Source organism: Streptomyces sp. NPDC090445, assembly GCF_044769385.1.
GTDB lineage: Bacteria > Actinomycetota > Actinomycetes > Streptomycetales > Streptomycetaceae > Streptomyces.
Window position 1 is genome coordinate 82,127 of sequence record NZ_JBIVXV010000016.1, and the last position, 12,654, is coordinate 94,780.

A 12,654-nucleotide genomic window follows, 5' to 3' on the forward strand; every position below is an offset into this window, starting at 1 on the left:
GGAACGCGCCGCCCGGGTGGCCGCGCTGCGCGCCGCCTACCGGCGGGAACTCGCGGAGGGCACCGGTGTCTTCTTCGAGGCCCGGCAGCACCGGTGTCCCTGGTGCGGCTCGGCCCGGCTAGGCGGCCGGCTGCACACCACCGACCTCCTGCAGCACAAGCCGGGCGAGTTCCGCCTGGACCGCTGCCACGACTGCGGGCACGTCTTCCAGAACCCCCGGCTCAGCGAGCGCGGACTCGCCTTCTACTACCGGGACTTCTACGACGGCCTGGGCGAGGAACGCCTCGGCGGGCTGTTCGCCGGCCGCACCGCCTCCTACCGGGCGCGGGCCGCGTCGGTGCGCCCGCACCTGGCCGGCCGCCCGGCCGAGTGGCTGGACGTGGGGACCGGGCACGGGCACTTCTGCGCGAGCGCCGCGGAGGTCCTGCCCGAGGTGGTCTTCGACGGCCTCGACCGCTCCGACGGCGCGGAGCTCGCCCGGCAGGCCGGACGGGTACGGCAGGGGCACCGCGGGTCGTTCACGGAACTGGCGGCGGCGATGCCCGGGGCGTACGACGTGGTGAGCATGTTCCACTACCTGGAGCACTCCACCGACCCGCAGGGCGAGTTGGAGGCGGCGCACGCCGTACTGCGGCCGGGCGGGCTGCTGGTGATCGACGTACCGGATCCGGAGAGCCGCTGGGCCCGGCTGCTGGGCCGGTGGTGGCTGCCGTGGCTCCAGCCGCAGCACCTGCACCTGGTGCCGGTGGCCAACCTGCGCCGGAGGCTGGCCGAGACCGGTTTCACGGTGGTGGCGGAGGAACACGCCGAGGCGCACGACGCCGTGGACCTGGTGGCGGCGGCCTGGCTGGCCCTGGACGCCGTGGCACCCGGTGAGGACCTGCCCTGGCTGCCGGAGCCGCCCGGGGCGGTGCGCCGTGCGCTGCGCGCCGCGACCCTGCTGGCCGGGGTGCCGCTGCTGCTGGCGGCCACCGTGCTGGACCGGACGGTGGCGAGGCCGCTCGCCGGGCGGTGGGGCCTGACCAACGCCTACCGGCTGGTCGCGCGACGCGAGGAAACCTGACCGGATCGGCCTGTGAAGGGGGCGAGGACCGAGGCGAGGCGGTCCTCGTCGATCAGATCGAAGTGATCGACGCCGGTGAGTTCCACGGAAACGGTGTCGGCGTCCCCGTGCCGTCCCATGGCCGTGCGCATGGCGGACAGGTGCTCTCCATAGGAAGCGGAGAGAACCAGTCGTACGTGTTCTGCCACACGGGTCACATTGTGCAGCCGGGCCCCGAATTGGTCGTAGCCGTCGGGCCGCCAGTAGGTGATCATATCGCGGGACAGCTGCGCCACCTGTCCAAAATCCTTTGGCGCGACTTTCGTCAGATAATGGCAGAGTGACCGGAACCCGTCCTTGTCCGGAGCGAGATTGACCAGTTCCTTGAAAGCCGATACCGGATCTGCCGGATCCGCCTTCGCGAACAGTCGGGAAATGGTCATGGTCGATTGATTGACATTGGGATCGAGGAGCAGGGCGGCACGCACCGCCGGGACCTCGCCCCGACCCCCGCTCTGCCAGTGCTCCGCCAGCTGCAGGATCAGGTCCGCGCCGAGCGAGAAGCCCAGCAGCACGACCTCCTTGCCCGCGTTCTCCCTGCTGACCTGCTCGACGAAGGCGGCGGCCAGCAGGATGTGCGAGGCCAGGGGGACCGGCGGGATCCCGGCCGATCGGTCCGGTTCGTAGCCGCGCAGGTTCAGGGCGATGCCATGGGTGTCCGTGGTGCTGAGGTAGCCGAGGTAGTCCGTCGCATCGAGGCCCAGACCGTGGAAGAAGAACGTGAGCGTGTCGGAGTCCGACTTTCGTTCCAGGTACCTCAATCCGGTCGACGTTCGTCCTTCGGTCACCTGACCGAAAGCCAACGCAGAGGTCATACGGACCACCCTCTGGCAGATGTGTGCGGCAAGTCGTGAGTGACTCTAGACCAACACCGCATGGCATGTGCCGGAATGGGTAAGACCACCATCCGGCGTCGGCGGAGCGGGGACCCGTCTGCGTTCTGGACACCACCCGGGAATGTCCAGCTTAATGGGGTGGCACGCGCACGGCTACCGAACGGGACAAGAATCGAACCGTTGATTCCGGCACGCAGTCCAGTCAGCCGAACAAGAGGGGGACGCTTCGGTGATGTCCGACGGCAAGGAGCTCCTGGTACGCACGTTGGGCGATATGCAGCGGCACGAGCAGGGCAATCACGGCTGGTCGGTGGTGCACGAGTCGATGGCCCTGCTGGCCGGCTCCGGCTCCGCCGCCGAGCTGGACCGGCTGCTGGAGTCCGTACGCCGCACCCGGCCCCGGATGAGCACCTCGCACCTCATCACCCTCATCGGCATCGCCCTGCGCACCGTGGCCGCGCAGGACCCGCGGGCCGCGGCGCTCTTCTCGCCCGGACTCCCGCCCGCCGACCGGGCCGAGCTCCTCTCCGGGACGCTCCGGGAACACCACGAGCCGATCACGGCCGTGCTCACCGGCCGCTCCAACTCCTTCACGGGGGCCCGCCGGTTCCTCATACCCCAGCTGCTCCTCGGCTCCTGGGCCGCGTGCCACGGCATCGACGGAATGCGCCTGCTGGACGTGGGCACGGGGATCGGACTCATGCTGCGCCAGCTCAACAACAAGGCGGTCTTCGACCGGTTCGCCCCCGATCTCGAATGGAGCCCCTGCCCGCTGCCGTACCGGACGCTGCCGCTGGATGCGCGGCACGGGGTCGATGCCCCGCCGCTGCCCACCCTGGAGTGGGTCCGCACCTGCCACGGGCCCTCCGCCTATTACGACGACCGCTTCTCCGAGGTGCTGTGGTCACTGGAGCAGACGGAGTCCGCCGACGGCACCTTCACGGTCTCCGCCCTCGACGTGCTCGACCTGCAAGCGCTGGCCCGGTACCTCCGCACCCACCGGATCAACGTGGTGACCTGCAACTTCGTCCTCTACCAGTACGACGCGGCCACCCGCGGCCAGGTCGTCGACACGATCAGGGAAGCCCTGGCCCCGCCCGGGCTGCTGCTCGGCATGGAGCCGCGTGACGGGCTGCGCCGGATGGGAGCCCGGGTGGAGGCCCATCTGACCGGCAGCGCCGGCCCGCTCCACGTCGCGGACGTCTCCGACGCCCACGTCGTCGGGAGGGTCACGGCCGGCCCCGGCTTCACCGAACTCACCGGTCTGGACGGCCCCGGCCGATGAGAGGAATCGACACCGCACGGCTGACCGCCTTCGCCACCCGGTGGAAGGCACCGCTGGCGGTGGCCGGCGGGGCCGCCAGCCTGCTCGTCGGGATCTACAGCGACGAGGCACGCGCCATGCTCGCGTGGACCTGGACCCATGTGGCCGCCGGCGGAACGCTCGTTGCCGCCGGAGTCGCCGCCGTGTTCTCCACGGCCTGGTGGGCGCGCGGCCGGCTGGAACGGCGCCGGGAGGGCCAACGCGAGGTCACCCCGCAGTCGTTCGAGATCCGTGCCGACGACTTCGACGGCGACCTCCCGTCGGACCAGGCCGTCATCGGCCGCGAACTGCGCTACCTCGAACGGCGTACGTCCTCCTCGCACTTGGTGGTCCTGCTGCACGGTCTCGGCCTGGACGCCGAGGACTTCCGCCCGTACATGAACAGGGCGCGGCAGCACACCGTCGCCATCACCGCGTTCGGGCACAACGCGGACGAGGCCCGGGACAGCCGGTACGGTCCGATCGGGCTGGCCACCCACGCCGATCTGATCAACGGGGCCATCAACAACCTGTGCCGGCAGTACCCGCACAAGAAGCTGACCCTGGTGGGGTTCTCGGTCGGGGCGGACATGCTGTTCCGGCTGGCCGCACTGTGGACCGCGCACCCGGACCGCAGGCCGAAGGTGACCGCCGCCCTGCTGCTGGACCCCAACATCAACCACTCCACGATGATCATCACGGGGAGCGTGGCGCAGATGAACCCGGACGATCCGCTGGCGGAGCTCAAGCGGATCGCCAACATCCCGCGTTCCCCGGTGGAGTTCCAGAACGTCTGCGAGTACCTCCACAAGATCACCGAGAAGGACCTGCACCAGGTCCAGCGCTATGCCTCGGAGCTGTGGACGGACTGGGAGCCGGAGGGCCGGTACGACCTGTTCTTCCGGCGCTACGACCAGCTCCAGGCCCTGTCCGGAACCGTGAAGATCTTCTTCTCCACGCACTTCGAGCGGCATTTCAACGAGGTGGTGGGGCTGGCCCGGCAGCGCGGCGTGCGGCGGGTGTTCGACCTGCGGCGGGTGGACCATTTCGAGCTGTGCCGGGAGACGTTCCTGGTCCGCGAGGTGGACGCCCTCACCCGGCGCCGCTGACCGGGGGCCCCGGACCTCTACCGGACCGGGCCGGCCACCGTTTCGATGGGGGGATCCGGCCGGAGCGCCTCCTGCCGGGTGAGGCTCGCCAGCTCTTCCGGTGGTTCGGCGCCGTCCCGGACTGCCGCGACGTAGGCCTTCGCCTCCTGCAGGCCCAGCCGTGGGGCCTGCCTGCGCAGGTGGCCCATGGCTGCCACGGCCCCGGAGGAGTGCACGAGCTCGCGCACGGCGGCGGCCAGTGGATCGGGCCGCCCGGTGCCCTTGACCTCCCGGAGGTACCGGTCCTCCCAGCCCTCGCCGTCCCACCACACGGCGGGCACGTAGTGGATGCTCCCGTCGTGGCGGTCCACCAGGTAGTGGCCGCCGACGAAGCTGCCGGTCGCCCTGCGGGCGCGGGCCTGCTCCGCCGAGCGCCAGTGGACGACCCAGCCGACCTCGCGTTCCTCCACGGCGTAGATCTCCGGCGTGGGGGGCGGCCCCTCCCATCGCCGCGCAGGCAGCTCTCGGGCCAGGTAGGACTCGACGAGCTCGACGGCGCGTTCCTTGACGATCACGGTCTCATCCTCCACCACGGGTCAACCGGTTTTGGGCATGCCGGGGACGCGTGGGCGAACAGGCCCTGGACCCGGCCGGATCCGGCGCCCGCGCGGCTGTCGCGGCTGCGGTGGGCGGGGCTACCGTGGCGGCACTGCGCGGGGACGGCGAAGGGGGAGCGTCATGCTGGACGAGGCGACGGTCGCGCTGGCGGCGTCGGTGGGCTCGGGCGTCGTACACGCCGCCGGGACGGACGGCTGGCGGGTGTTCCGCGACCGGCTGGCCCGACTGCTCGGCCGCGGGAACCGGCAGCAGGAGGCCGCCCAGTCGGAACGCCTGGACCGGACCGCCGCCGAACTGGCGGTGGCCGCACGGGACGACGACGGGCCGGAGGGCGGCGCCGCCGGGCAGCGGAGCAGGCACGGTGCGGCCTGGCGGACCCGTACCGAGGACCTGCTGGAGCAGTTGGAGCCGGAGGAGCGGGCCGCGGTCGCGGCGGAGCTCCGCGCGCTGCTCGACGGGGTCGCGCCGGAAGTCGTGCGCCCGGCCGCCGGGGGTGTCGCGGGGAACGTGTTCCTCGGGCCGACGGCGGTCCAGTCCGGGGACGGCAACGTCCAGGTGAACCGGTTCGGCTCCCGCCCGTGACCGGCGCCGAGTCCGGCGGGGGCGACGGTCCGCGCGAGGGCGGCCGCCGCGGGGAGGCCTACCACGGCCCGGCCGGTGTGCAGCGCGGCAGCGGGAACCTCCAGGTCAATGTCCACGAGCACCGCGCGGGCATCCTCTCGGCCTGTGCGGTCGCCCTGGTGTGCGTGGCCACGGTGATCGCCGTCCGGGTCGGCGGTGATCCGGGGACGGAGGCGGCCGCCCCGCCCTCGCACACGGCGACGGCGCCCGCCCCCGATCCGGGCACGGGCGGGGCGGACCCGTCGGTGCTCACCGGGCGGCTGGTCAACGACGACAGCGGGCTGTGCCTGCGGGTGACCGGCTCCGAGGACGGCGTCGTGCCGGTGCAGGACACCTGCACCGCGGCCGCGGACCGCACCTGGACGCTGGACCGGCAGGACGGCGGCGCCACCCGTACGCTGCGGAACGGCTCCAGCGGCCGCTGCGTGACCGTGACGGGCAAGGAGGACTTCGCCCCCGCCCACCAGCTCGCCTGCACCGGCCCGCTCGAAGGGCGGCGCTGGGAAATGCTGTGGGGCACCGGCCGCAGGGCCGGGCACTTCGCGCTCCGCAGCATCGGCCATGCCAAGTGCCTGGTGGTGCAGGGACGCGCCGCGGGCCGGCCCGCGGCGCAGGTGTCCTGCAGCGACGAGTTCGACGATCAGTGGTGGCACCTCACGCCCTGACGGCCGGGAGCCTGCTCACCGGCTCGGCCCGCAGCCCCCGCCCGTACGGGCAGCGCGCCCCGAGCCGAGCCTTCCGTGTCACTCGCTAGTTGCCGATGCCGGAGTTCCCGATACCCGAGTTGCCGATGCCGGCATTGGCGATGCCCATGTTGCCGATGCCGGCGTTGCCGATGCCCATGTTGCCGATACCCGCGTTCCCGATACCGGAGTTTCCGACGCCCGAGTTGCCGATGCCTCCGGCGCTGGCCGCTGTGGCCCCGCCGAGACCGAGGGCCGCGGCGGCGCCCAGTACGACGGTGAACCGGAGAAGACGTGCACGCATTGCATACCTCCTGTGTGCGGTGCGTTTGCACGTCATCACTAGCATTCGGTTCACCGGGGCCCCGGCATATGCGCCGGAGGCGGCCGTGTCGGCACCGGCTGGCGTACACGCGTCCCTCACACCGGCCCCGCGTCGCAGGCAGCCGTGTTCACCGGTCAGCAGCTGATGGTGACCTCGTGGGCGACGGGCCGGGCCGCCCAGGGGAACGAGGCCACGCCGAAAGCACCGCGGACGGTCGCGCCACAGGCGGCGGTGGTCACCAGGCCGCGTACCTCGATCGTCGTGGAGGTGAAGACGACCCGCCTGTCCAGCGTCTCGGGCGAGGTGCCGTCCGCGACCGCGGCGGAGAGCGTGGTGAACAGCTCCTTCGGCGCGGGCGCCGGGCTGCCGGAAGAGGGCGGGCCGGCGAGGCTGACCCGGCCGTAGAACTCGACGACGTCACCGGTGACGTCTGCGCACAGCCTGGTGGTCAGGCCTGCCTGGAGAGCCGAGTTCCCACAGGAGGTGACGGTCTCGGTGGTGGCGCCGGGAGGGATGACGGCGGAAGGCATCGCGGCGGCCGGAGCGGTCGTGAGGGCGGTCAGGCCTGCGACGCCGATCGCGAGGGCGGCTAAGCGGTGGTTCATGGGGATTCTCCTTGTCGTGTGGGCGTGCCCGGGGAGCCCGGACATCGTTGCGCCATGTGAAATTTCACATGGCGCAAGCCTACGCGATGATCAGCGCACCTGGACCGTCACCGTGCGGCCCGGGGCGACGGACGGGGTGGCGTACGTGTACGTCGCCCCGTCCACCACCTTGGTGCGGACCGGCACCGGTACCCCGTTCACCGTGATCGAGGACCAGGTGCCCGGGAAGCGGGCCTCCCAGGTCCAGCGGTCGGTGCCGGAGGCGTTCGTGAGCACGGACCTGCGGGTGCCGTCGTGGCGCAGGGAGAAGCCGGAGCGGCCCACGCGCAGGTCGTCGATCTTCACCCAGTCCATGCCGGACGGCAGCCGGGACTGGGTGGTGAGCCGGTGGGCGGGGGCGTCCGGTGTGACGCCGAGGAGGCCCTCGACGGTCTGGCCGAGGAGGCTGAAGGAGACCTCCGGGTAGTCGCCGTTGGCGCCCTGGGCGGCGTTGACGTGCTGGACGTCCTTCCGGTCGTAGACGTGCCGCATCCACTTCCAGGCGGTGTCCGCGCGGTTGTTGGTGAAGAACGTGTCCGGCAGGTAGGTGAGGGCCTCGATGTTGTCGGGGCGGCCTTCGCCGGAGGCCTGCCGGTCGATGTAGTCGAGGTACGCCTCCCGGCGCGGGCCCGGTTCCATGATCTGCTTCAGCGGCATGAACCAGCTGTTCTCCTTGCCCCAGCCGGTCAGCGGGCGCCCGTCGGTGGTCCAGCCGCGGATCGTGTCGGGGCCGGAGCCGGTGCCGCTCCACACCGTGTTGAAGTAGGCCTTCAGGTCGCGGGCCCGGGTGTCGTACGCGGCGGCGAGCGCGGTGTCCCCCTTGGCGCGGGCGAGGGAGGCCATCGCGGTGTAGGCGCGGTACTGGGCGCCGATGCCGTCGCCGGCCTCGGCGAGCGGCTCGTCGCTCTGCTCGTTGTAGCTGGCGGTGCCCCGGAAGATGCCCTGGCCGGTGCCCTCGGCGACCTTGACGGTGCCGTTGTCCTTCAGCCCGTCGTGCAGATCGACGAACTCCCGGGTGGCGTGCCGGTAGAAGTCCCACAGCACCGGGTCGGTGAGGTAGCGGCGGTCCCCGCTCCAGCGGTACGCCTCCTCGGCCTTCTGCACCAGTTCGAACGTGGCCGGGACCTCGCGGACGAAGAGGGACGGGCTCCGGTAGTCGATGGAGAGGGGGCTGCGGTTGTCGAAGTTGAGCGCCCAGACCGGGTAGAACTTGTGCTCGGCGGTGGCGGACCCGGCGAAGGTGCGGAGCATGGCCCTGTTCTCGGCGTGCAGGCCCAGTACGCCCGCACCGGCCAGCTGGTGCGCCATGTCGCGGGAGTAGTAGCCGCTGCGGTTGGCGTAGCCCGCCCAGTACGAGGGCCCGTAGGCGGCGGCGCCGCTGCCCGAGGTGTTGTTCTCGTCCACGTTCAGCGGGCCCTCGGTGCCCGCGAGGTGCACCCAGCTGTTGGCCTTCCGCTTGGCCCAGTCGAACATCTCGACGACCTTCGGGTCGGACGAGGTGACCCGCGGGTCGGCCGGGGAGGCCGGGGACAGCATCAGGTCGTCGGCGTTGACCCAGCCGTCGCCCGACTCAAAGGCGATCTCCAGCCGGTCGCCGGCGGCGAGGGTGATCCGGCTGAGGGTCCGGCGCCGGTAGGCGGATCCGGCGGGCAGGTCCTGTGCGGCCCGTTCGGTGCCGTTGACGCGGGCGGTGAACCGGCCGCGCGCGCCGCCGGTCGCGATCCATGCGGAGATGTCGTAGGTGCCGCGCCCGGTCGCGGTGAGGGTCTGCGAGACCTTCTTCCCGGCTCCGGCGTCCAGGTAGACCAGCTGCTTCCCGCCGTGCGGACGGTTCGCGGCCACGCCGGTCCCGGCGGTGAACCGCCAGCCGGTTGCGCCCTGTTCGAAGCCCGGGTTGGCCACGGCGAGCGGTGCGGGCGCCGCCGCGCGGTCCGGGTGGCCGGCCCCGCCGTCCCGGGCGGCGGCAGGGGTCCCGCCGAGGGTGAGCGGGAGGAGCGGGGCGAGCAGGGCCAGTGCCGTGAGCAGGGTGGTGCGGGAACGCGTCATCGGGTTCTCCCGGGTGGCTGTTCCTCGTCTGCTGCGAGGAGGGCGCGGGCACGCTAGCAAGCCGCATGGAGAACTTGCAATGAATCAGGCGCAGTTGACTGCGCGACCGAACTGAAAGTTTTCATCGATGTCTTGCAAGTCGGTCAGTCGCGTGGTTGAGTTCCGGCCCGTCAGCTTCCCCGCGAGTGGGCAACAGAGGTGATCCCCATGGGACTTGGGCGTCGACGACTGCTGGGCATGGGCGGCGCGCTCACCGCCGGCCTCGGACTCGCCGGTACGGCCGGCTGCTCCGGCAGCGGCGCGGATGCGGCGGCCGGCGGGGCCGCCGGGGAGAAGGACAGGGGCCGGATCACCGTCTGGTCCTGGCAGGGCCCGGCCGCCGAACTCAAGGCACTGGTACCGGAGTTCAACAAGGTGTACCCGGGGATCGGGGTGACCGTCGAGGACATCGGCAACCCGGCCATCTGGGACAAGATCACCACCGGTCTGGCGGCCGGCGGCCAGGGCCTCGCGGACGTCCTGCACATCGGGGTCGACTACCTCCCCGGCTACGTCGAGAAGTTCCCCGGCGGCCTCGCCGACCTGGCCCCGCTCGGTGCCGGAGCCCACCGCGACGCCTTCGCCCCCGGCCTGTGGCAGACCGTCTCCCCCGACGGCAAGCGGGTCAACGCCCTGCCCTGGGAGGCGAACTCGGCCGGGTTCCACTACCGGGCCGACCTCTTCGAGCGGGCCGGCCTGGACGCCGAGGCCCTGCAGACCTGGGACGACACGGTCGAGGCCGGAAAGCAGCTCAAGGCCAGGACCGGGGCCTTCCTCCTCGGCATCGACAAGCCCGCCTCGCAGGCCGACGCCGCGAACTTCTTCCAGATGCTGCTCCAGCTCCAGGGCGCCTTCTGCTTCGACCTCGACGGGCGGATCACCCTCGACTCCCCCGAGGCCGTCAAGGCCCTCACTCTGATCAAGACGCTGAACGACGCCGGGCTGGTCAGCGACCTGGCCGGCGGCTGGAACGCGCTGATGGGCTCCCTGAAGCAGGGCACCACCGCGGTCTACCCCTGGCCCACCTGGTTCGGCGGGATCATCGAGGAGCAGGTGCCCGACCAGGCCGGGAAGTGGAAAGTCCGCCTTCCCCCGGCCGTCCGGCGCGGCGGCTCCTCCGCCGCCACCGTGAACTCCACCCACCTCGCCGTGGCCGGCAGCAGCAGGCACCGGGCCGCCGCCTGGACCTTCATCGAGTTCGTCCTGACCCGGCCGGCCTCCCAGGTGCGGATCTACCGCAGCAAGGGCATCGCCCCCGCCCTGATGGCCGCCTACGAGGACACCGTCTTCCACGAGCCGTCCGCGTTCTTCGGCGGCCAGCGGAAGGGCGAGATCTTCCTCGCCGCCCTCAAGGCCCCGCAGCCCGCCTTCCACTACACCGCCGACTACGCCCGCGCCCTGAAGCTGGTCACCGACGCCCAGTCCAAGGTGCTCCTCAAGGGCGCCGACCCCGCCCGCGCGCTGAGGGAGGCGGCCGACCAGCTCGCCCGGCAGACGGGCCGCAAGGTCGCCCGGTGACTCCGCCGACTCCGCCGACTCCGGCGACCCCGGCGACCCCGGCCGCGGCCGCGGCCGCCACAACCGCCACGCCCTCCACCGGCCGTGGTGCCGCCGCCCCCGCCCGGCCCGCGCCGGGCAGCCGCCGCCCGCGGCGCCGCCCCGCCCCGTACCTCTTCGTCCTGCCCGCCCTGCTGCTCTTCGCGGTCTTCAAGCTGTACCCGATCGGCTCGTCCTTCGTCCTCAGCCTGCACCGGACCGTCGGCGGCACCGAGACCTTCGTCGGCGCCGGCAACTACACCCGGCTGCTGCACGACCCGCTCTTCCGGACCGCACTGGGGAACACCGCGGTGATCCTGGCCGTCCAGGTCCCGCTGATGCTGGCCCTCGCCACCGGTCTCGCCGTCGCCCTGAACTCCCGGCTGCTGCACGGCCGGAGCATCCTCCGGCTGGGGTTCTTCCTCCCCGTGGTCACCGGCCTGGTCGCCTACGGGATCGTGTTCTCCGTCCTGCTCAACAAGGACTACGGCCTGGTCAACTGGCTGCTCGCCCGCGTCGGCGCCGGCCCGGTGCCCTGGCTGACCGACCCGCTGTGGGCGAAGGTCTCCCTCGGCCTCGCCCTGACCTGGCACTACACCGGCTACAACGCGGTCATCCTGCTCGCCCGGCTGCAGAGCGTCCCCGCCGAGCTGTACGACGCCGCCGCCGTCGACGGCGCCGGCGCCTGGCAGGCCTTCCGCCACGTCACCCTGCCCGGCCTGCGCCCGGCCCTGCTCCTCACCGCCGTCCTCTCCACCATCGGCACCCTCCAGCTCTTCGACGAGCCGTACGTCCTCACCGGCGGCGGCCCGGACAACGCCACCCTCACCATCGGCGTGTACCTCTACCAGAACGCCTTCACGTACTTCGACTTCGGCTACGCCTCCGCCATCGCGTACGCCCTCGCCGTCCTCATCGGAATCCTCGGGCTGATCCAGTTCCGCGTCCTGGGAGAGAAGGAATGACCCCCGCCGCGCCGCCGCCCCGCACCGCCCGCCGCCGCGCCCGGGGCCTGCTGCTGACCTCGGGGCTCGCCATCACCGTGGCCGCCGTCCTCGTCCCGTTCCACTGGCTGGTCGTGGGCGCCACCCACAGCTCTCAGGAGATCTTCGGCAGCCCGCCGCCGCTCCTCCCCGGCGGCCACCTGGCGGAGAACCTGCGGTCCCTCCAGGAGTCGGCGCAGTTCGGCCGGGTCCTCCTCAACTCCCTGCTGGTGTCCACCGTCTACACCCTCGGCGCCGGGGTCGTGTGCACCCTGGCCGGCTACGGGTTCGCCGTCTTCCGCTTCCGCGGCCGCGACGCCCTGTTCGGCCTGCTCATGCTCGGCCTGGTGGTACCCGCCCAGGTCACCCTGGTCCCGCTGTTCCGGATGATGGCCGACCTGGCCTGGCTGGGCACCTACCAGGCGGTGGTCCTGCCCAACCTGGCGCTGCCCTTCGGGATCTTCCTGATGCGCCAGTCCATGGCCGCCCTGCCCCCGGCCCTGCTCGACTCCGGCAGGATGGACGGCTGCGGCGAACTGCGGCTCTTCCTCAGCGTGGCCCTGCCGGCCATGCGGCCCGCGCTCGCCGCCCTGGCCGTCTTCCTCTTCCTCTACCAGTGGAACGACTTCGTCTGGCCGCTGATCGTGCTCCGCGACGGCTCCTCGTTCACCATCCCGGTGGCCCTCGCCTCCCTCCAGGGCCTGGACGAGACCGACTACGGCGCGATCCTCGCCGGAACCTCCGTCGCGGCCCTGCCCATGGCCGTCGTATTCCTCGCGCTCCAGCGCCATTTCGTCTCCGGCCTGCTCGCCGGAGCCGTGAAGGAGTAG

At 71.9% G+C, this 12,654-nt stretch carries 13 protein-coding genes; 8 read left to right on the top strand and 5 right to left on the bottom strand.

The genetic code is table 11. The annotated features are described in order from the left end of the window. The first annotated feature begins 16 nt into the window (after positions 1-16). Positions 17-1,063 (top strand): class I SAM-dependent methyltransferase, encoded by a 1,047-nt coding sequence (locus ACIQUT_RS26210; protein ID WP_403566312.1) that lies wholly within the window; start codon positions 17-19, stop codon positions 1,061-1,063. Here ACIQUT_RS26210 and ACIQUT_RS26215 read toward each other — a convergent pair. Continuing rightward, complete coding sequence (locus ACIQUT_RS26215; RefSeq protein WP_403566164.1) at positions 1,030-1,917, bottom strand: alpha/beta hydrolase; 888 nt, start codon at positions 1,915-1,917, stop codon at positions 1,030-1,032. The genes ACIQUT_RS26210 and ACIQUT_RS26215 overlap by 34 nt on opposite strands. Before the next feature lie 253 nt (positions 1,918-2,170). Between ACIQUT_RS26215 and ACIQUT_RS26220 the strand changes: the two genes are divergently transcribed. Together ACIQUT_RS26220 and ACIQUT_RS26225 are read left to right on the top strand one after the other, a co-directional pair. Further along, positions 2,171-3,223 carry a hypothetical protein gene (locus tag ACIQUT_RS26220; protein ID WP_403566166.1) on the top strand — a complete coding sequence of 351 codons (1,053 nt, stop codon included), beginning with the start codon at positions 2,171-2,173 and terminating at the stop codon, positions 3,221-3,223. Continuing rightward, positions 3,220-4,350 (top strand): alpha/beta fold hydrolase, encoded by a 1,131-nt coding sequence (locus ACIQUT_RS26225; RefSeq protein ID WP_403566167.1) that lies wholly within the window; start codon positions 3,220-3,222, stop codon positions 4,348-4,350. Before ACIQUT_RS26220 ends, ACIQUT_RS26225 begins: the two co-directional genes overlap by 4 nt. A gap of 17 nt (positions 4,351-4,367) precedes the next feature. On the opposite strand, the gene ACIQUT_RS26230 is transcribed toward ACIQUT_RS26225, so the two are convergent. Next, complete coding sequence (locus ACIQUT_RS26230; RefSeq protein WP_403566169.1) at positions 4,368-4,904, bottom strand: hypothetical protein; 537 nt, start codon at positions 4,902-4,904, stop codon at positions 4,368-4,370. A gap of 163 nt (positions 4,905-5,067) precedes the next feature. On the opposite strand from ACIQUT_RS26230, the gene ACIQUT_RS26235 reads away from it, so the two are divergent. Both ACIQUT_RS26235 and ACIQUT_RS26240 read left to right on the top strand, forming a co-directional pair. After that, positions 5,068-5,529: a hypothetical protein gene (locus tag ACIQUT_RS26235; protein ID WP_403566171.1), complete on the top strand. Its 462-nt coding sequence runs from the start codon at positions 5,068-5,070 to the stop codon at positions 5,527-5,529. Further along, positions 5,526-6,233 carry an RICIN domain-containing protein gene (locus tag ACIQUT_RS26240; RefSeq protein WP_403566173.1) on the top strand — a complete coding sequence of 236 codons (708 nt, stop codon included), beginning with the start codon at positions 5,526-5,528 and terminating at the stop codon, positions 6,231-6,233. Before ACIQUT_RS26235 ends, ACIQUT_RS26240 begins: the two co-directional genes overlap by 4 nt. Positions 6,234-6,318: 85 nt before the next feature. On the opposite strand, the gene ACIQUT_RS26245 is transcribed toward ACIQUT_RS26240, so the two are convergent. From ACIQUT_RS26245 to ACIQUT_RS26255, 3 genes are all read right to left on the bottom strand, one after another. Next, positions 6,319-6,555: a pentapeptide repeat-containing protein gene (locus ACIQUT_RS26245; protein ID WP_403566175.1), complete on the bottom strand. Its 237-nt coding sequence runs from the start codon at positions 6,553-6,555 to the stop codon at positions 6,319-6,321. 155 nt (positions 6,556-6,710) lie between these two features. Then, the gene (locus ACIQUT_RS26250; protein WP_403566177.1) at positions 6,711-7,181 is read right to left on the bottom strand and encodes a hypothetical protein; all 471 of its coding nucleotides are present in this window, start codon (positions 7,179-7,181) and stop codon (positions 6,711-6,713) included. 90 nt (positions 7,182-7,271) lie between these two features. Beyond that, positions 7,272-9,266 (bottom strand): hypothetical protein, encoded by a 1,995-nt coding sequence (locus ACIQUT_RS26255; protein ID WP_403566178.1) that lies wholly within the window; start codon positions 9,264-9,266, stop codon positions 7,272-7,274. A gap of 207 nt (positions 9,267-9,473) precedes the next feature. Here ACIQUT_RS26255 and ACIQUT_RS26260 point away from each other — a divergent pair, with 207 nt between their 5' ends. From ACIQUT_RS26260 to ACIQUT_RS26270, 3 genes are read left to right on the top strand one after another with little or no spacing between them, the layout of a single operon-like run. Then, positions 9,474-10,823 (top strand): ABC transporter substrate-binding protein, encoded by a 1,350-nt coding sequence (locus tag ACIQUT_RS26260; RefSeq protein ID WP_403566180.1) that lies wholly within the window; start codon positions 9,474-9,476, stop codon positions 10,821-10,823. After that, entirely contained in the window at positions 10,820-11,806 is a 987-nt protein-coding gene (locus ACIQUT_RS26265; protein WP_403566182.1) for a carbohydrate ABC transporter permease, read from the top strand. The genes ACIQUT_RS26260 and ACIQUT_RS26265 overlap by 4 nt, the downstream gene beginning before the upstream one ends. Continuing rightward, entirely contained in the window at positions 11,803-12,654 is an 852-nt protein-coding gene (locus ACIQUT_RS26270) for a carbohydrate ABC transporter permease (RefSeq protein ID WP_403566184.1), read from the top strand. The genes ACIQUT_RS26265 and ACIQUT_RS26270 overlap by 4 nt, the downstream gene beginning before the upstream one ends.

Excerpts from the sequence above, each read along its gene's own strand:
- ACIQUT_RS26270 (WP_403566184.1), top strand. The coding sequence starts at position 11,803 with ATGACCCCCGCCGCGCCGCCGCCCCGCACCGCCCGCCGCCGCGCCCGG.
- ACIQUT_RS26245 (WP_403566175.1), bottom strand. The coding sequence starts at position 6,555 with ATGCGTGCACGTCTTCTCCGGTTCACCGTCGTACTGGGCGCCGCCGCG.
- ACIQUT_RS26220 (WP_403566166.1), top strand. The coding sequence starts at position 2,171 with ATGTCCGACGGCAAGGAGCTCCTGGTACGCACGTTGGGCGATATGCAG.
- ACIQUT_RS26215 (WP_403566164.1), bottom strand. The coding sequence starts at position 1,917 with ATGACCTCTGCGTTGGCTTTCGGTCAGGTGACCGAAGGACGAACGTCG.
- ACIQUT_RS26235 (WP_403566171.1), top strand. The coding sequence starts at position 5,068 with ATGCTGGACGAGGCGACGGTCGCGCTGGCGGCGTCGGTGGGCTCGGGC.
- ACIQUT_RS26255 (WP_403566178.1), bottom strand. The coding sequence starts at position 9,266 with ATGACGCGTTCCCGCACCACCCTGCTCACGGCACTGGCCCTGCTCGCC.
- ACIQUT_RS26250 (WP_403566177.1), bottom strand. The coding sequence starts at position 7,181 with ATGAACCACCGCTTAGCCGCCCTCGCGATCGGCGTCGCAGGCCTGACC.
- ACIQUT_RS26225 (WP_403566167.1), top strand. The coding sequence starts at position 3,220 with ATGAGAGGAATCGACACCGCACGGCTGACCGCCTTCGCCACCCGGTGG.
- ACIQUT_RS26260 (WP_403566180.1), top strand. The coding sequence starts at position 9,474 with ATGGGACTTGGGCGTCGACGACTGCTGGGCATGGGCGGCGCGCTCACC.